At 73.6% G+C, this 16806-nt stretch carries 18 protein-coding genes and 1 riboswitch; of the genes, 9 read left to right on the plus strand and 9 right to left on the minus strand.

Going from position 1 to position 16806, the window contains the following annotated elements; genetic code table 11:
- Positions 1-5 precede the first annotated feature (5 nt).
- The gene (locus tag ABZ641_RS05670; protein WP_344625999.1) at positions 6-620 is read right to left on the minus strand and encodes a hypothetical protein; all 615 of its coding nucleotides are present in this window, start codon (positions 618-620) and stop codon (positions 6-8) included.
- A gap of 10 nt (positions 621-630) precedes the next feature.
- Positions 631-1422: an alpha/beta fold hydrolase gene (locus ABZ641_RS05675; RefSeq protein WP_344625998.1), complete on the minus strand. Its 792-nt coding sequence runs from the start codon at positions 1420-1422 to the stop codon at positions 631-633.
- Between the two features lie 203 nt (positions 1423-1625).
- On the opposite strand from ABZ641_RS05675, the gene ABZ641_RS05680 reads away from it, so the two are divergent.
- The 3 genes from ABZ641_RS05680 to ABZ641_RS05690 all read left to right on the plus strand — a co-directional run bounded on the left by ABZ641_RS05680 (position 1626) and on the right by ABZ641_RS05690 (position 4370).
- The gene (locus tag ABZ641_RS05680; protein WP_359979436.1) at positions 1626-2447 is read left to right on the plus strand and encodes a lysophospholipid acyltransferase family protein; all 822 of its coding nucleotides are present in this window, start codon (positions 1626-1628) and stop codon (positions 2445-2447) included.
- A gap of 136 nt (positions 2448-2583) precedes the next feature.
- Positions 2584-3699 carry a DUF5931 domain-containing protein gene (locus tag ABZ641_RS05685; RefSeq protein WP_344626029.1) on the plus strand — a complete coding sequence of 372 codons (1116 nt, stop codon included), beginning with the start codon at positions 2584-2586 and terminating at the stop codon, positions 3697-3699.
- A complete protein-coding gene (locus ABZ641_RS05690) occupies positions 3699-4370 on the plus strand; it encodes a response regulator transcription factor (protein ID WP_344625997.1) in 672 nt (223 codons plus the stop codon). The genes ABZ641_RS05685 and ABZ641_RS05690 overlap by 1 nt, the downstream gene beginning before the upstream one ends.
- A 22-nt stretch (positions 4371-4392) precedes the next feature.
- On the opposite strand, the gene ABZ641_RS05695 is transcribed toward ABZ641_RS05690, so the two are convergent.
- Together ABZ641_RS05695 and ABZ641_RS05700 are read right to left on the minus strand one after the other, a co-directional pair.
- Entirely contained in the window at positions 4393-4779 is a 387-nt protein-coding gene (locus ABZ641_RS05695) for a hypothetical protein (protein WP_359979426.1), read from the minus strand.
- A 74-nt stretch (positions 4780-4853) separates the two neighbouring features.
- Positions 4854-6791, minus strand: a complete 1938-nt coding sequence (locus tag ABZ641_RS05700) for an anthranilate synthase family protein (RefSeq protein ID WP_359979428.1) — start codon at positions 6789-6791, stop codon at positions 4854-4856.
- A 301-nt stretch (positions 6792-7092) separates the two neighbouring features.
- Here ABZ641_RS05700 and ABZ641_RS05705 point away from each other — a divergent pair, with 301 nt between their 5' ends.
- Together ABZ641_RS05705 and ABZ641_RS05710 are read left to right on the plus strand one after the other, a co-directional pair.
- On the plus strand, positions 7093-8442 hold the full coding sequence (locus tag ABZ641_RS05705; RefSeq protein ID WP_344625994.1) for a class II 3-deoxy-7-phosphoheptulonate synthase: 1350 nt from the start codon (positions 7093-7095) through the stop codon (positions 8440-8442).
- A gap of 161 nt (positions 8443-8603) precedes the next feature.
- Positions 8604-8858 carry a (2Fe-2S)-binding protein gene (locus tag ABZ641_RS05710; protein ID WP_344625993.1) on the plus strand — a complete coding sequence of 85 codons (255 nt, stop codon included), beginning with the start codon at positions 8604-8606 and terminating at the stop codon, positions 8856-8858.
- Positions 8859-8882: 24 nt separating this feature from the next.
- On the opposite strand, the gene bfr is transcribed toward ABZ641_RS05710, so the two are convergent.
- On the minus strand, positions 8883-9362 hold the full coding sequence (gene bfr / locus ABZ641_RS05715; protein ID WP_030262899.1) for a bacterioferritin: 480 nt from the start codon (positions 9360-9362) through the stop codon (positions 8883-8885).
- Positions 9363-9551: 189 nt separating this feature from the next.
- On the opposite strand from bfr, the gene ABZ641_RS05720 reads away from it, so the two are divergent.
- A complete protein-coding gene (locus tag ABZ641_RS05720) occupies positions 9552-10181 on the plus strand; it encodes a sulfite oxidase-like oxidoreductase (RefSeq protein ID WP_344625992.1) in 630 nt (209 codons plus the stop codon).
- A 27-nt stretch (positions 10182-10208) separates the two neighbouring features.
- Here ABZ641_RS05720 and pknB read toward each other — a convergent pair whose 3' ends face one another.
- The 4 genes from pknB to thiO form a co-directional block, all read right to left on the minus strand.
- Entirely contained in the window at positions 10209-11957 is a 1749-nt protein-coding gene (gene pknB, locus ABZ641_RS05725) for a Stk1 family PASTA domain-containing Ser/Thr kinase (RefSeq protein ID WP_344626028.1), read from the minus strand.
- Positions 11958-12094: 137 nt separating this feature from the next.
- Complete coding sequence (locus ABZ641_RS05730; protein ID WP_344625991.1) at positions 12095-12892, minus strand: thiazole synthase; 798 nt, start codon at positions 12890-12892, stop codon at positions 12095-12097.
- A 2-nt stretch (positions 12893-12894) separates the two neighbouring features.
- Positions 12895-13119: a sulfur carrier protein ThiS gene (gene thiS, locus ABZ641_RS05735; protein WP_030262890.1), complete on the minus strand. Its 225-nt coding sequence runs from the start codon at positions 13117-13119 to the stop codon at positions 12895-12897.
- A complete protein-coding gene (gene thiO, locus ABZ641_RS05740) occupies positions 13113-14267 on the minus strand; it encodes a glycine oxidase ThiO (protein ID WP_344625990.1) in 1155 nt (384 codons plus the stop codon). The genes thiS and thiO overlap by 7 nt, the downstream gene beginning before the upstream one ends.
- Positions 14262-14374: riboswitch (TPP riboswitch) on the minus strand. It overlaps the preceding gene by 6 nt.
- Before the next feature lie 68 nt (positions 14375-14442).
- Between thiO and ABZ641_RS05745 the strand changes: the two genes are divergently transcribed.
- The 3 genes from ABZ641_RS05745 to thiE all read left to right on the plus strand — a co-directional run.
- Entirely contained in the window at positions 14443-15645 is a 1203-nt protein-coding gene (locus ABZ641_RS05745; RefSeq protein WP_344625989.1) for an FAD-dependent oxidoreductase, read from the plus strand.
- Positions 15646-15764: 119 nt separating this feature from the next.
- Positions 15765-16130 carry an Rv2175c family DNA-binding protein gene (locus ABZ641_RS05750; protein WP_344625988.1) on the plus strand — a complete coding sequence of 122 codons (366 nt, stop codon included), beginning with the start codon at positions 15765-15767 and terminating at the stop codon, positions 16128-16130.
- A partial coding sequence (gene thiE / locus ABZ641_RS05755; protein ID WP_359979434.1) for a thiamine phosphate synthase occupies positions 16130-16806 on the plus strand: 677 nt, incomplete at its 3' end. The genes ABZ641_RS05750 and thiE, both read left to right, overlap by 1 nt.

The following is a 16806-nucleotide window of genomic DNA, read 5'->3' on the forward strand; positions in this document are numbered from 1 at the left end:
GGCGGTCAGACGACGGCGCCGCCCATCGGGTCGTCCGGCTCGTCGTCGTCCTTGTCCTTCATCCGGGCGACGAGGGTGACGAAGCCGCCGAGGAAGGCGGTGACGCCGACCCAGGCGGGCCAGCCGGCCACCTCGTGCCAGACGACGGTGTCGATCAGCAGCAGCGCCGGTCCGCCGAGCACGGCGAGCCAGGCGAACTTGGCGGTGGTGTCGGCCTTGGGCAGCGGCGGGGGCTCCGGCGGGACGAAGTGGCCCTCGTCCGGGTCCTCCTGGAGGTCGTAGTCGCGCGGGCCGGACACCGGCCCGGCCACCTGCTCGGGAGTGGTCGGTCTCGGCCGCGGCCGGGGGCGGGGCGCGAACTCGTCGAAGGAGTCCGCGGCCGGGGACTCCTGGGCGCGGAGGTTCTCGATCTCCGGCCACTCGGGGTTGGTCAGGTCGACGGGGTCGTCGAACTGCGCGACCAGGGCGGCGAAGATCGCGTCCTGTTCGGCCTGGCTGCCGGCCGCGGGCCGCCGGGCGGGCGGTTCGGAACCGGCGGTGGTCTCCTGGTCCTGTCCGGGCTTCGCGGTGCCGTCCTCGGGCAGCTCCTCGCCGCCGCCCGCCTTGCTGGTCTCGTTCACTACCGGCCCTTCAGCCCAGGTGGTGCTCGGCATCGGTCGTCGCATCGGTCTTCGCCGCCGGTGCCAGCCGCCGCACGAACTCGAGGCTCTCCTCGAAGATCATCGCGGCGTCGTGGTCCAGCGTGGCGACGTGGTAACTGCGCTCGCACAGTTTTTCCGTCACGTCCGTCGAGGATATCCGGGCGAGCACCAGTTCCGAGTTGGCCGGGGAGACCACGTGGTCCTGCGGACTGTGCAGCAGCAGCACCGGCTGCCGGACGGCGGGAAGTTCGGCCTGGACGGTGCGCCAGAGGCGGGAGAGCGACCAGGCGGCGTGCAGCGGGGTGCGGTCGTAGCCGTACTCGGAGACGCCCTCCAGGGCGATGTCGTCGGCGATGCCGGGCAGGCTGGGGACGAGGTGCCGCAGGACGGGCAGCAGGACGGTGGCCGGGTTGTCGGAGCGGACCGACGGGTTGACCAGCACGACGCCGGAGACCGCCTCGCCGTGCTGGGCGGCGAGCCGCAGCGCGAGGGCGCCGCCCATCGAGAGCGCACAGACGAAGACCTGCTCGCAGCCGTCCAGCAGGGCCCGCAGCTCGCGGTCGACCTCGGCGTACCAGTCCTCCCAGCGGGTCTGCTGCATGTCCTGCCAGCGGGTGCCGTGGCCGGGCAGCAGCGGCAGCGCGACGGTCAGGCCGGCGGCGGCGAGGTGGTCGGCCCACGGCCGCATGGACCGCGGTGAGCCGGTGAAGCCGTGGACGAGGAGCACGCCGACCGGCCCGCCCTTGTGGTGAAACGGTTCTGCGCCGGGCAGCAGCGGCATCCTCGGAGCTCCTTCGCTCGGGCGGGGTCGGAGGGCGGCCCGGCTACCCGCGGGTACCCGGAGCGGCATCGTCCCACGGCCGCGACGGCCCGTACAGGGCCGCAGCCGCCGCATCACGGGCCTGCCGGTGCACACGCGCGGGGCCGTGGGCATTAGGATCGACCGGTCCGTACAACAGGAGGCCCGGGTTGTTCTACCGACTGATGAAGATGATCGTCGCGCCGTTGCTGCGGATCTTCTTCCGGCCGTGGCTCGAGGGCGCGGAGAACATCCCCGACGAGGGTCCCGCGATCATCGCGAGCAACCACCTGTCCTTCTCGGACTCCTTCTTCTTCCCCGCGCTGATCAAGCGCCGGATCACCTTCATCGCCAAGGCCGAGTACTTCAACACCCCCGGCCTCAAGGGCAAGCTGACCGCCGCCTTCTTCAAGGGCGTCGGCCAGCTGCCGGTCGACCGGTCCGGCGCGCGCGGCGCCGGCGAGGCGGCGATCCGCAGCGCCGTCGCCGTCCTGGAGCGCGGCGAGCTGTTCGGCGTCTACCCGGAGGGCACCCGCTCGCCCGACGGCAAGCTCTACCGCGGCAAGGTCGGCGGCCTCGCCCGGGTCGCGCTGCAGACCGGCGCCCCGGTCATCCCGGTCGCCATGATCGACACCGAGAAGGTGCAGCCGCCCGGCCAGGTCGTCCCCAACTTCGGCATCCGCCCCGGCATCCGGATCGGCCGCCCGCTCGACTTCTCCCGCTACCACGGCATGGAGAACGACCGCTTCATCCTCCGCTCCGTCACCGACGAGGTGATGTACGAGATCATGCGGCTCTCCGGCCAGGAGTACGTGGACATCTACGCCACCGCCGCCAAGCGCCAGATCACCGAGGACAAGAAGCGCGCCGACGCCGAGCGCCGCGCCGCGCAGAAGGCGGAGAAGGCGGCCGAGAAGGAGGCCGAGAAGGCCGCCAAGGAGGAGGCCGCCCGGCTGGAGCAGGAGCAGCAGGAGCAGGACGAGCAGGAGCAGGACAAGCCGGAGTAGGGCTCACCGGGGCCGGGGGGACGAGGGGTCGGGGGGACGACGAATGGCGGAGGACCACAGAGCCGGGCTCGCGACCCGGGCGGCCGGGGCCGTCGCGGCCGCGGTGCAACGGCCCGGCGCGCTGACCGTCGGCGGGATGTCCGTCGAGATGCCGCTGTGGCGGGCGATCGGCTACTTCCGGGTGCTCGCCCTGGCCTACGCGATCCTGCGCTACCTCAACTCCTTCCACGACTTCCTCCACCCGGTCTCCGGCTGGATCTACCTCGGCGCGCTCACCCTGTGGACGCTCGCCAGCTCCCGCGCCTTCGCCGGACCGCAGCGCTGCACCTGGTACGTGCTCGGCACCGACCTCGCGTTCGCCGTCACCGGCATCGTGATGAGCGGGATCATCGACAATCCGGAGCGCATCCACGGCGGCGCCCCCACCCTGCCCACCATCTGGGCGGCCGGCACCGTGCTCGGCTTCGCCGGCAAGGGCGGCTGGAAGCCCGCCGCCTTCGCCGCCACCGTCGTCGGCCTCGCCAACATCCTCGGCCACGGCGGCATCACCCCGGACAACATCCACAACATCGTGCTGCTGATGGTGGCCGGCTGCGCCATCGGCTACGTCATCGAACTCGCCCGCGCCAGCGAGGCGGTGCTCACCCGGGCGCTCCAGGTCGAGGCCGCCACCCGCGAACGCGAGCGGCTCTCCCGGGACATCCACGACGGCGTCCTCCAGGTGCTCGCGCTCGTCCAGCGCCGCGAGGGGGACCTCGGCGACCTCGGCCGGCTCGCCGGCGAACAGGAACGCGCACTGCGGACGCTGATGACCGGCGGACCGCTGCCCGCCCAGGCCGCCGGCGATCCGCTGCCGGCCGAGCGGGACCTCCGTCAGCTGATCGCGCCGCACACCGGCGAGCGGGTCACCCTCTCCGCCCCCGGCACCCCCGTGCTGCTGCCCGCGCACGCCGCCGGCGAACTCGCCGCCGCGGTGGGCGCCGCCCTGGACAACGTCCGCCGCCACGCGGGCGAGGACGCCCGGGCGTGGATCCTCGTCGAGGACGAGCCGGACGCGGTCACCGTCTCCGTCCGCGACGACGGCGCCGGCTTCGCCGCCGGGCGGCTCGGCGAGGCGGAGCAGGCCGGGCGCCTCGGCGTCTCGCAGTCCATCCGCGGCCGGCTGCGCGACCTCGGCGGCACGGCCGAGCTGTACTCGGTGCCCGGCGAGGGCACCGAGGTCGAGATGCGGGTGCCCAGGAAGGGGCAGTGATGTCGGATCAGGTGCGGGTGATGGTCGTGGACGACCACCCGATGTGGCGGGACGCCGTCTCCCGGGACCTCGCCGACGCCGGGTTCGCCGTCGTCGCCACCGCGGGCGACGGCGAGGAGGCCGTGCGCCGCGCCCTGGCCACCGTGCCGCAGGTCGTCGTGCTCGACCTCAACCTGCCCGCGCTGCCCGGCGTCGAGGTCTGCCGCCGGATCGTCACCCACGACCCGACCGCCCGGGTGCTGGTGCTCTCGGCGAGCGGCGAGCACGCCGACGTCCTGGAGGCGGTCAAGTCCGGTGCCACCGGCTACCTGGTGAAGTCCGCGGGCCGGGACGAGCTGATCGACGCCGTCCGCCGCACCGCGCTCGGCGACCCGGTCTTCACCCCGGGCCTGGCCGGGCTCGTCCTCGGCGAGTTCCGCCGGCTGGCCACCGAGCCCGCGCCGGCCGCGTCCCCCGCGGCGCCGCAGCTGACCACCCGGGAGACCGAGGTGCTGCGGCTGGTCGCCAAGGGCCTGTCGTACCGCCAGATCGCCGACCGCCTGGTGCTGTCGCACCGCACCGTGCAGAACCACGTGCAGAACACCCTCGGCAAGCTGCAGCTGCACAACCGCGTCGAACTCGTCCGCTACGCGATCGAGCAGGGCCTGGACGACGAACTGAGCCAGGGCTAGCACGCGTCCCGGGTGGTGCCCGTCAGCAGTACTCGGCGAGGAGCAGCATGGTCAGGGTGCCGTCGGCCGAGGTGTACTCGTAGGCCGCGTGGTCGGGTGCCTGCGCCGCGTAGAGGGTCTTCTTGACGGTCTGCCAGCAGGCCTGCCGGCCGTCGGCCGGGACGTCCCGCAGGTCGCCGAGCCAGTGCCCGACCAGCAGCACGTCGGCCTGCACGGCGAGCCGGCGGGCCGTGCGGAGGTCGAGGCCGCCGCGGACGAGGTGCCAGCGCCGTCCCCGGGCGTCGGTGAACGCCGCTTCGCCGGGCAGGCCGGTACGGCCCCACTCCTCCTCGTCGCCGGGGTCGGGGACGGCGGGCAGGGCGGCGACGGTCTCGGCGAAGGTCGTGTGCTGCGGGCGCTTGCGGGCCATGACGGGCAGTCTGCCGTACGTCGCCCGGCCCCGGACGGCGGTGTTCCGGGGCCGGGCGGTGGACGTGCGGGTGCTCAGCCGGCGACGGGGGCCGTGCTGCTGAGGAGTCCGGCGACGATGTCGACGCCCTCGCGGGTGAGGACGGACTCGGGGTGGAACTGGAGGGCGGCGAAGCCGGGGCCGCGCAGGGCGTGGACGTCGTCGGTGAGCGGGTCGCGGGCGACCTCGACGCCCTCGGCGGCGAGCCGTTCGGCCGCGGCGTCGTCGCAGCGGGCGGTGAAGGTGTTGTAGAAGCCGACGGTGCGGCGGGTGCCGAACAGGTCGATGCTCTCCTGGGCGCCTTGGTAGGGGACGGTCTTGCGGGCCAGCGGCAGACCGAGCTCGGCGCTGAGCAGTTGGTGGCTGAGGCAGACGGCGAGCAGCGGCGCGGTGCGGGTGCCGGCGCGGACGGCGGCCAGGGCGTCGGCGACGACCGGGCGGAGGACGGCCATCTTGGGGTCGGCGGTGTCGGCCGGGTCGCCGGGGCCGGGGCCGAGGACGAGCGGCCCGGTGTGGGCGGCGACCCGTTCGCGCAGGCCGGGGGTGTCGTAGCGCAGCACGGTGACCCGGTGGCCGAGCGAGGACAGCAGGTGGGCGAGCATCGAGGTGAAGGTGTCCTCGCCGTCGACGACCAGGGTGTCCAGGCCCTCGACGGGCGCGGTGGGCTGCTGCATCCGCAGCCAGAACGGGGCGAGGCCGGCCCGGCGGGCGTCGAGGGCGGCCTGCACCCGGTGGTCGTCGGCGAGGCGCGGGTCGGCGCCGCGTCCGGAGGGCCTGGCGGGGGCGGGGCGGGCGCCGATCGCGGTGAGCACGCCGGCGGCCTTGGCGTGGGTCTCGGCGACCTCGGAGTGCGGGTCGGAGTGCCGGACGAGGGTGGCGCCGACCCGCACCACCAGTTCGCCGGTGGCGGGGTCGATGTCGGCGGTGCGGATGCAGATGGGGGAGTCGAGCTGCTGGCCGCCGCTGGCGGAGCGGCCGATCAGGGCGAGCGCGCCGGAGTAGTAGCCGCGGCCGGTGGCCTCGTAGCGCCGGATGACGCGGGTGGCGTTCTGCACGGGGCTGCCGGTGACGGTCGCCGCGAACATGGTCTCCTTGAGGACCTCGCGGACGTCCAGCGAGGTGCGCCCGCGCAGCTCGTACTCGGTGTGGGCGAGGTGGGCCATCTCCTTGAGGCGGGGGCCGAGCACCTGGCCGCCGAGGTCGCCGACGGTGCACATCATCTTGAGTTCCTCGTCGACCACCATGGTGAGCTCCTCCAGCTCCTTGGGGTCGTGCAGGAACTCCAGCAGCGAGTCGAGGGTCGGCCCGCCGGCCGGGTGCCGGTAGGTGCCGGAGATCGGGTTCATCACGACGGTGCCGCCGGACTGCCGGACGTGCACCTCCGGCGAGGCGCCGACCACGATCCGCTCCCCGGTGTGCACCAGGAAGGTCCAGTACGCGCCCCGTTCCTGCTCCAGCAGCCGCCGGAAGAGCGTGAGCGCCAGCGCCGTGTCGAAGCCCTCCAGCCGGCCGCGGAAGTCCCGGCGGACGACGAAGTTGGCGCCCTCGCCGCGGCCGATCTCGTCCTGGATGACGCGGCGGACGATCTCCGCGTACTCGTCGTCGGCGATGTCGAAGCCGCCGCCGGTGAGCCGGACGGGGCTCTGCGGCAGCGCGGGCAGCAGCTCGTCGAGGGCGAAGGCGTACTGCTCCTCGACGGCGAGCGCCTGCAGGGGGGTGCCGTCGTCGTGGGCGTCGAAGCCGCGTTCGCGGATCTGCCGGTAGGGGACGAGGGCGAGCAGGTCGTGCCGGGGGCCGCCGGCGGGCACGCCGTCCGGCACCGGCAGGTCGGCGAGCGTGTCGTGCACGCCGACGGTGCCGATCAGCACCTCGACGGTGTCCGGGGCGAGCCGGGGTGCGCGGCGGTGCAGCAGGGCGAACGCGGGGGCGCCGGGTGCGGTGAGGCGGGCGAACAGGTCGGCAGGACGGGTCACGGTGCGGCGTTCCTTCCGGGAGGCGGGCGGGTCGGTCGCTCTTCGCGGGAGGGCCGCCTGCTCCTTCGGAACACGCAGACGGCCGCCCCGAGGGGCGGCCGTCGTGTCGTCTTAGGGACGCGCGAGCTGTGGGCCGCCCATCGGGCTGGCCCACCACCAGGAGAAGGTGTGCGGTGCGGTCACGGGGACGAGCGTAGCGGATGCCCCGGGCGTGTGAAGTCGCTCACCGAAATGTCCATCACCCGTCTCACCCATCGGGCGGCGGGCACAATTCGGTTGTCACACCCCGTAGCCTTGCTCCGTGACCGTGACAACTGAGACAAACGGGGCTTCCTTCTCCTGGCAGTCCCTGCCCGCGGCGCAGCAGCCCGAATGGCCGGACCACGAGGCACTGCGCAAGACCCTTGCGGACCTCGCCTCGTATCCGCCGCTCGTCTTCGCCGGCGAGTGCGACCAGCTGCGCGCCCGGCTCGGTGCCGTCGCGCGCGGAGAGGCCTTCCTGCTGCAGGGCGGTGACTGCGCCGAGGCGTTCGACGGCGTGTCCGCCGAGCAGATCCGCAACAAGCTGAAGACCCTCCTGCAGATGGCGGCCGTGCTCACGTACGCCGCCTCGGTGCCGGTGGTCAAGGTCGGGCGGATCGCCGGCCAGTACTCCAAGCCGCGCTCGAAGTCGACCGAGACCCGGGACGGCGTCACCCTGCCGGTCTACCGCGGCGACTCGGTGAACGGCTTCGACTTCACGCCGGAGTCGCGCATCCCGGACCCGGAGCGCCTCAAGCGGATGTACAACGCCTCCGCCGCGACGCTCAACCTGGTGCGCGCCTTCACCACCGGCGGCTACGCCGACCTGCGCCAGGTGCACGCCTGGAACCAGGACTTCGTGCGCAACTCGCCCTCCGGCCAGCGGTACGAGCAGCTCGCCCGGGAGATCGACAACGCGCTGGCCTTCATGAACGCCTGCGGGGTGGCCCCGGAGGAGTTCCGGACGGTCGAGTTCTACTCCTCGCACGAGGCGCTGATCCTGGACTACGAGACGGCGCTGACCCGTACCGACTCGCGCACCGGCGACCTCTACGACGTCTCGGGCCACATGGTCTGGATCGGCGAGCGCACCCGGCAGCTTGACCACGCGCACATCGAGTTCGCCTCGAAGATTCGCAACCCGATCGGCGTGAAGCTCGGCCCGACCACCACGGTCGACGAGGCGCTCACCCTGATCGACCGGCTCGACCCGGACCGCGAGCCGGGCCGGCTGACCTTCATCACCCGGATGGGTGCGGGCAAGATCCGCGAGCACCTGCCCGCCCTGGTCGAGAAGGTCACCGCCTCCGGCGCCCAGCCGGTGTGGATCTGCGACCCGATGCACGGCAACACCTTCGAGGCCGAGACCGGCCACAAGACCCGCCGCTTCGACGACGTGCTCGACGAGGTCAAGGGCTTCTTCGAGGTGCACCGCGCGCTCGGCACCCACCCGGGCGGCATCCACGTCGAGCTCACCGGTGACGACGTCACCGAGTGCGTGGGCGGCGGCGACGAGGTCCTCGTCGACGACCTGCACCAGCGCTACGAGACGGCCTGCGACCCGCGGCTCAACCGCAGCCAGTCGCTCGACCTGGCCTTCCTGGTCGCGGAGATGTACCGCAGCCAGTGAGTCCGGCGGCCGCGATGATCGCAATGTGACAAAGGCCCCTCCGCTTTCCCGGTCTCCGGGGGCGGAGGGGCTTCGCTTTGCGGGTACCTTGGGTAAGGTAAGGCTTAGCGAGGTAAGGCCAGCCTTGCCGATCAAGGAACACCAGCCCGGGAGAGCCGCCGATGTACGTGTGCATGTGTCATGCGGTCACCGAGGCCCAGGTCAAGCAGGAGATCGACGGCGGCGCCGTCACTCCGCGGCAGATAGCCAAGGGCTGCAAGGCCGGCACGGACTGCGGTTCCTGCGTCCGCCGGATCCAGGCCCTGCTCGGGGAGCACGGCGCCCGCCCGTGCCCGACGGCCAGGCTGGCCGCAAAGCTGGGGCTGGCCGATACCGCGGCTGAGACCGCGCCCGAGCGCGGTCTCGAAGCCGCCTAGGGCCCCGCCGGCGGCGCCGGGCCCTCAGCTCTCCGGCTGCTCGATGAGCTGGGCCAGGTAGAGCGGCTCGCCGAGCTTCTCCAGCAGTTCGAGCTGGGTGTCCAGGTAGTCGATGTGGTGCTCCTCGTCGGCGAGGATCGCCTCGAAGATGTTGGCCGAGGTGACGTCGTTCTTGGCCCGCATGACGACGATGCCGCGGCGCAGCCGGTCGATCGCCTCGACCTCGACCTGCCGGTCGGCCTCGAACATCTCCTTGACCGTCTGGCCGATCCGGACGTGGAACAGCCGCTGGTAGTTGGGCAGGCCGTCCAGGAAGAGGATCCGGTCGGTCAGCGTCTCCGCGTGCTTCATCTCGTCGAAGGACTCGTGCCGGGTGTAGGCGGCGAGCTTCGTCCAGCCGTTGTTCTCCTGCATCTTGGCGTGCAGGAAGTACTGGTTGATGGCGGTGAGCTCGGCGGTGAGCTGCTCGTTGAGGAACTCGATGACCTCGGGGTCGCCCTGCATGGCGTGCCTTCCTGATAGCCGTCCGTCGCTTGCCCGCATGGTGGCACTGGAGCGGGCATGGTTTCCAGTAAGTTCACACTTACCCCGGTCTATGGCTAATGTCCGATTTTCCGATGTGCGGGTTCGATGGAGGGGGCGTGCACGAGGGGCGCGCGACACGGACCGCCCGCCGTCTGCGACCATGGAGGCATGGGTCAGTACGAACCGGAACCACCGCAGCCGTCCGACCCGCGGCTCCCTCCCGGCCAGCGCCTCCAGCGCGGCTGGCCGGTGCTGCACTACGGGCCGGTGCCCCGCTTCAAGCCGCAGAGCTGGGACTTCCAGGTGTTCGGGGCGACCGCCTCGGCCGAGAAGCACCGCTGGGACTTCGAGGGCTTCCACGCCCTGCCGCGGGTGACCGTCCGCGGCGACCTGCACTGCGTCACCCGCTTCTCGATGCTCGGCAACGAGTGGGGCGGCGTCGCCGCCAAGACCGTCCTCGACCTGGTGCCGCCGGCCCCCGGCGTCACCCACGTCATGGTCTGGGCCGAGTACGGCTACAGCGCCAACCTGCGGCTCGCCGACTTCACCGACCCGCAGACCGTCTTCGCCACCCACCGCAACGGCGAGCCGCTCACCGTCGAGCACGGCTTCCCCGTCCGCCTCGTGGTGCCGCACCTGTACGCCTGGAAGGGCCCCAAGTGGGTCCGCGCGGTCGAGTACATGCGGGCCGACCGCCGCGGCTTCTGGGAGGAGCGCGGCTACCACAACCTCGCCGACCCGTGGACCGAGCAGCGCTACTCCTACCAGGAGGAGCCGGGCGACGGACCGCTGCGCTGACGGCCGCCCCCGGCTCCCGGCGACCCGCTAGAACAGCCCGAAGCTGATCACCACGGTGCTGCCCTGCGCACGGGGGGTGCCGGCCTTGGGCACCTGTGCGGAGACCTTGCCGGTGCCGAACAGGTTCAGCCCCGTGGCCTGCACCTTGAAGCCGGCGTCGGTCAGCGCCTTCGTGGCGTCGTCCTTGCTCAGGCCGACCACGTCCGGCACCGGCTGCATGCCCTTGCTGACCACCAGCGCGACCGGCGTGTTCGGGCTGACCGAGGTGCCGGCGCCCGGCTCCGCGCTGATCACCGAACCCTCGGGCACGTCGTCGTCGAACGCCTCCCGGGTCGTCCCCGGGGTCAGCCTGGCATCGGTGAGCGCCTTGCGGGCCTGCTCCAGCGGCAGACCCTCCAGCGGCGGCACCGCCACCCGGTCCGGCCCCTTGGACAGCACCACCTTCACCGGATCGCTCTTGCGGGCCCGGGCACCCACCCCGGGATCGGTGGAGATCACCTGCCCGGCCGTCACGGTCTCGCTGAACTGCTGGCTGAACGTGCCGCGCAGCCCCGACCTGTCCAGGGTCGCCACCGCCTGCGCCTCGGTCTGCCCGAGCACGGTCGGCACCGTCGTGTACAGCCCGTCCGAGAGCAGGTACGTCGCCCCGCCGACCAGCAGCAGCACCACCGCGATCACCGCACCCCAGATCAGCGGGGCGCGCGAGCGCGGCGGCCGCGGCGCACGGGGCGGCCGGGCCGGCACCGACTCGTCGTACGGCCGCGGCGGGGTCAGCAGGTCGGCCGGCACGTCCAGCACGCTGGTGCGCTCCACCGGGCGGTCCACCACCGCGGTGACCTCACCGGTCGGGTACTGCGGGGTCGGCCGGGTCGAGGCCGGCGGCTCGGCGTCCAGCTGCGCCGGGGTGAGCGCCCGGCGGGCCCGCTGCAGCGCGGCCAGCATCTCCACCGCGTCCCACGGACGGGCCTGCGGGTCGCGGGCGGTCGCGGCGGCCACTATGGCGTCCAGCTCGCGGCCCACCCCGGGGGCGGCCAGCGACGGCGCCGGGACGTCCTCGTTCAGGTGCCGGTAGATCACCTGCATGGCGTTCTCACCGGTGTGCGGCTTGGCGCCGGTCAGCATCTCGTACAGCAGGATGCCGGCCGCGTACACGTCGACCCGCTGGTCGGTCGGGCCGTCCTGGCGGATCTGCTCCGGCGCGAGATAGGAGACGGTGCCGAGCACCGTGCCGGTCGAGGTGGTGCTGGTGACGGCGTCGCCCGCGCCCTCCGTGCCGGTCAGCAGCCGCACCAGGCCGAAGTCCGCGACCTTCACCATGCCGCCGTCGGTGATCAGCACGTTCTCCGGCTTGACGTCCCGGTGCACCAGGCCCGCCCGGTGCGCCGCGCCGAGCGCCGCCAGCACCGGCTCCAGGATGTCCAGCGCGGCCCGCGCCGACAGCGCCCCGCGGTCGCGCAGCAGGTCCCGCAGGGTCCGCCCGGGCACGTACTCCATCGCCAGGAACACCGCCCGGCCGTCCGCGCCCTGGTCGAAGACGTTCACCACGTTCGGGTGGGACAGCCGCGCCACGGCCTTCGCCTCGCGGATGAACCGGCCGGTGAACTCGTTGCCGCCGTCGGCGGCCAGCGCCGGGTGCATCACCTTCAGCGCGACGACGCGGTCCAGCCGGGTGTCCGTCCCGCGGTACACCGTGGCCATGCCCCCGACGGCGATGCGCCGATCAACCCGGTACCGGCCGTCGAGCAGGGCACCGATCAGGGGGTCGTCGAGCGTCATGTCCACCCGAGGAGTGTAGGACGCAGGGGTGACCCCCGGCCCGGTACGGCGCCGCCTCCGGTGCGGTTGTGCCGATGTTGAGACATGCGATCGCGCCCCGGGGGCGGCCGAGTCGGGGGCGCGCGCGGGGGGCCGCCCTAGAACGCCGGGTGTTCGCGGGTGTCGAGGTGGGCGCGGCCGGCCATCTGGGAGGAGGCCTCGGCGTGGAAGCGGCGCGGGATGCGGCCCGCGCGGTACGCCAGCCGGCCGGCCTCGGTGGCCCGCTTCATCGCGTCCGCCATCAGCACCGGGTCCTGAGCCCGCGTCACCGCCGAGGCCAGCATCACCCCCGAGCAGCCCAGCTCCATCGCCAGCGCCACGTCGGAGGCGGTGCCCGCGCCGGCGTCCAGGACGACCGGCACGCCCGCGCCCTCCACGATCAGCTGGAAGTTGTGCGGGTTGCGGATCCCCAGCCCCGAGCCGATCGGCGACCCCAGCGGCATGATCGCCGCGCAGCCGACGTCCTCCAGCTTCCGCGCCAGCACCGGGTCGTCGTTGGTGTACGGCAGCACCGTGAAACCGTCGTCGACCAGGGTCTCGGCGGCGTCCAGCAGTTCGATCGGGTCGGGCAGCAGCGTCCGCTCGTCCGCGATCACCTCCAGCTTCACCCAGTCGGTGCCGAGCGCCTCGCGGGCCAGACGGGCCGTCAGCACCGCCTCGCCGGCGGTGAAGCAGCCCGCCGTGTTGGGCAGCACCCGGATCCCGTTGCGGGTCAGCACGTCGAGCACCGACCCCTGGGTCGAGGCGTTGACCCGGCGCATCGCCACCGTGGTCAGCTCGGTGCCGGACACCTGCAGCGCCTGCTCCAGCACGTCCAGGCTGGGGGCGCCGCCGGTGCCCATGATCAGGCGCGAGGTGAACGCCGTGCCCGCGATCGTGAACAGGTCGTCGGCCATCGTCAGCCTCCCTGGACGGCGGTGAGGATCTCCACCCGGTCGCCCGCGCCGAGCACGGTGGCCGGCCAGGCGCCGCGCGGCACCACGGCCTCGTTGACCGCCGCCGCCACCCCGGTGTTCGCGGCGGACACCCGGGCCACCACCTCGGCCAGCGTGGTGCCCGGAGGCAGTTCCTGCGGCTCGCCGTTGACGGTCAGGGGGACGGGCACCGGATCGGTGTTCAGCATGCGAGGGCCTTCGCGTGGAAACGGTCGGGGGAGAAGGGGGCGGCGAGCTCCGGGACGCTCCCGGTCGCCAGGTGCTCGCCGAGCAGGTCGGCGGTCACCGGCGTCAGCAGCACGCCGTTGCGGTAGTGGCCGGTGGCGGCGACCAGCCCGGGCAGCCGGGTCGGGCCGAGCAGCGGCGCGTTGTCGGGCGAGCCGGGCCGCAGCCCGGCACCGGTCTCCACCAGCGGCAGCTCGGTCAGACCCGGTACCAACTCGTGGGCGTCCCGCAGCAGTTCGTAGACCCCGCCGGCGGTCACCGTGGTGTCGAAGCCCTGCTCCTCGCTGGTCGCGCCGATCACCAGCTCGCCGTCCGCCCGCGGCACCAGGTAGATGTGCTGCCCGCGGACCACCGCCCGCACGTTGCGCGACAGGAACGGCCGGTACGCCTCCGGAATCCGCAGCCGCAGCACCTGGCCCTTCACCGGCCGCACCGGCGGCAGCACCCCCTCCGGCAGACCGGGCAGCAGATGGCTGCGGCAGCCCGCCGCCAGCACCGTCCGTCCGGCCGCGAGCTCGGCGCCGCCGTCCGTCCGCACCCCGGCCGCCCGGCCGTCCTCGACCAGCAGCTCGACCGCGGACTCCCGGTGCAGCACCACCCCGGCCCGCTCGCAGGCCACCACCAGCGCCCGGGCGAGGCGTCGCCCGTCCACCTGGTGGTCCCCGGTGACCAGCAGGCCGCCGCGCACCCCCGGCGCCAGCATCGGCTCCAGCCGGCGGCACTCCCGGCCGGTCAGCCACTGCGAGTCCAGGCCCAGCCGGGCCTGGAAGGCGTGCAACTCGCGCAGTTCCTCGCGGTCGTCCGCGTCCAGCGCCACCGCCAGCGTCCCGGTCCGCCGGTAGCCGGTGTCCAGGCCCGTCACTTCGGTCAGCTCGGCCGCGAACGCGGCGTACCGCTCGTTCGACGCCATGCCCAGGCGCAGCAGCGGCTCCTCGCCGTACTGCAGCTCCGTCACCGGCGCCAGCATGCCCGCCGCGACCTGCGCGGCACCGCCGCCGGGCACGGGATCGACCAGGGCCACGGCCAGGCCGCGCTGCGCCGCCCGCCAGGCGACGCCGAGCCCGATGATGCCGCCGCCGACCACCAGCACGTCTGAATGGGACCGTGCCACGTCGCTGATTCTCCCTTCGCCGGCATGACCCGGATCAGGTTCGGACGGTCGCAGGCCGCTCCAGCCCGCCTCTCAGCCCGGTGCACCGGGCTCCCGTGTGGTGTGCACCCACCATAACGCCGGGTGTCGCCGACCCCGAAAGGGCGTACACAGGCTGGACACCCCGGCCGATAGGGTGGCCGCCGTGGCAGAGCTGAACGGAACGGACCGCGTCCTGATCGCCGGCACCGGCATGGCAGGCGCCCAGTGCGCCCTCGCCCTGCGCCAGGGCGGCTTCCGCGGGACGGTCGCGCTGGTCGGCGACGAGCCGCACCGCCCGTACGACCGGCCGCCGCTCTCCAAGGACGTCCTGCTCGGCAAGAGCGACTCCACCGCCTTCGACATCGACTGGGAGCAGCTCGGCGTCGAACTGCTGCTCGGCCGCCGCGCCACCGGCCTCGAACCCGGCGTCCTGCACACCGACGCCGGCCCGCTCGCCCACGACGCCCTGGTGATCGCCACCGGCGCCGAGGCCGTCACCCTGCCCGCCGCCGCCGGCACCCGCATGCTGCGCACCCTCGACGACGCCCTCGCGCTGCGCGCCGACCTCACCCCCGGCACCCGGATCGCCCTGGTCGGCGCCGGCTGGATCGGCGCCGAGACCGCCACCGTCGCCCGGCAGCTCGGCTGCCACGTCACCGTCGTCGAGGCCGGCCCCGCACCGCTGCCCGGCGCCCTGCCCGCCGAGCTCGGCGCCCTGATGGCCCGCTGGTACGCGGACGCCGGCGTCGACCTGCGCTGCGGTACCGGCGTCGCCGCCGTCGAACCCGCCGGCCTGCTGCTCGCCGACGGCAGCCGGATCGACGCCGACCACGTCGTCGTCGGCATCGGCGCCCGCCCCGCCACCCGCTGGCTGGCCGGCTCCGGCGTCGCCCTCGACGCGGCCGGCGCCGTCCTGGTCGACGAGCGGCTGCGCACCGGCGCCCCCGGCGTGTGGGCGGCCGGCGACTGCACCTCCTACCCCTCGCACCGGTCCGGCACCCGGCTCACCGTCCAGCACTGGGACCACGCCCTGCAGTCCGGCGCCGCCGCGGCCGCCTCGCTGCTCGGCTCCGACACCCCCTACGACCCGGTGCCGTACTTCTGGTCCGAGCAGTTCGGCCGCATGGTCCAGTACGCCGGCCGGCACGCCGACGCCGACGAACTGCTGTGGCGCGGCAGCCCCGAGGAGCCGTCCTGGTCGGTGCTGTGGCTGCGCGGCGGCGCCGCCGTCGCCCTGCTCGCCGTGGACCGGCCCCGCGACCTCAACCAGGCGAAGCGGCTGATCGAGCGCGGCACCCCGCTGGACCGCGCCCGCGCCGCCGACCCGGCCGTCCCGCTGAAGGCCGCCGCGGCCTGAGCCGCGCTCACCCGGGGGTCGCCGCCCTCGGCGGTCGTCCGGTCACGATCCGTCATCGGTACCGGGCGGGCGGGGCGGGCTGCGTGCGCGCGGGGCCCGGCAGGTGGCAGTCTGGTGCCGTGAGTGAGATCGATCCCAAGATTGACGCCCTGGTCCCGGCCTGGATGTACCTGCCCGACATCTCCGAACTGTGGGGGGTGCAGGTCACCGAAGTCCGCAACATGGTGAAGGCCAACACCCTGCTGGCCGTCCGCCGCGGCGAGAACAGGTCGCTGCAGGTGCCCGCCGCGTTCATCACGCCGGACGGCCCGGTCAAGCACCTGATCGGCACCCTGACCGTCCTGCGCGACTCCGGCTTCAGCGACGAGGAGATCCTCGAGTGGCTCTTCACCGAGGACCCGTCGCTGCCCGGCAGCCCCATCCAGGCCCTGCACGAGAACCGTGCCACCGAGGTCAAGCGCCGCGCCCAGGCGATGGCGCTCTGATGGCCGACCCGCGCGAGCAGCTGGCCGACGCCCGGCTCTACCTGTGCACCGACGCCCGCCGGGAGCAGGGAGACCTCGCCGAGTTCCTCGACGCGGTGCTGGCCGGCGGGGTGGACATCGTCCAGCTCCGGGACAAGAACCTGGAGGCCCGCCAGGAGCTGGAGTACCTGGAGGTCTTCGCCGACGCGGCCCGCCGCCACGGCAAGCTCTTCGCGGTCAACGACCGGGCGGACGTGGCGCACGCCGCCGGACCGCAGGTGCTGCACCTCGGGCAGGACGACCTGCCGGTGCCGGCGGCCCGCGCGATCCTCGGCGAGGACGTCCTGATCGGGCGGTCCTGCCACGCCGAGGCCGAGGTCGACGCGGCGGTCGCCGAGGCCGGCGTCGACTACTTCTGCACCGGCCCCGTCTGGCCCACCCCCACCAAGCCCGGCCGCCCGGCCCCCGGCCTCGGCCTGGTCTCCTACGCGGCGAAGGCCGTGACGGACCGTCCGTGGTTCGCCATCGGCGGCATCGACGGGACCAACCTCGACGAGGTGCTCGCCGCGGGGGCGCGACGGATCGTCGTCGTCCGCGCCATCACCGCCGCCGAGGACCCGGGCGCCGCCGCGGCGAGCACCTCGTCGAGGTTGGTCCCGTCGATGCCGCCGATGGCGAACCACGGACGGTCCGTCAC

Source organism: Kitasatospora sp. NPDC007106 (assembly GCF_040634455.1).
In the GTDB taxonomy this organism is placed as follows: Bacteria; Actinomycetota; Actinomycetes; order Streptomycetales; family Streptomycetaceae; genus Kitasatospora; species Kitasatospora arboriphila.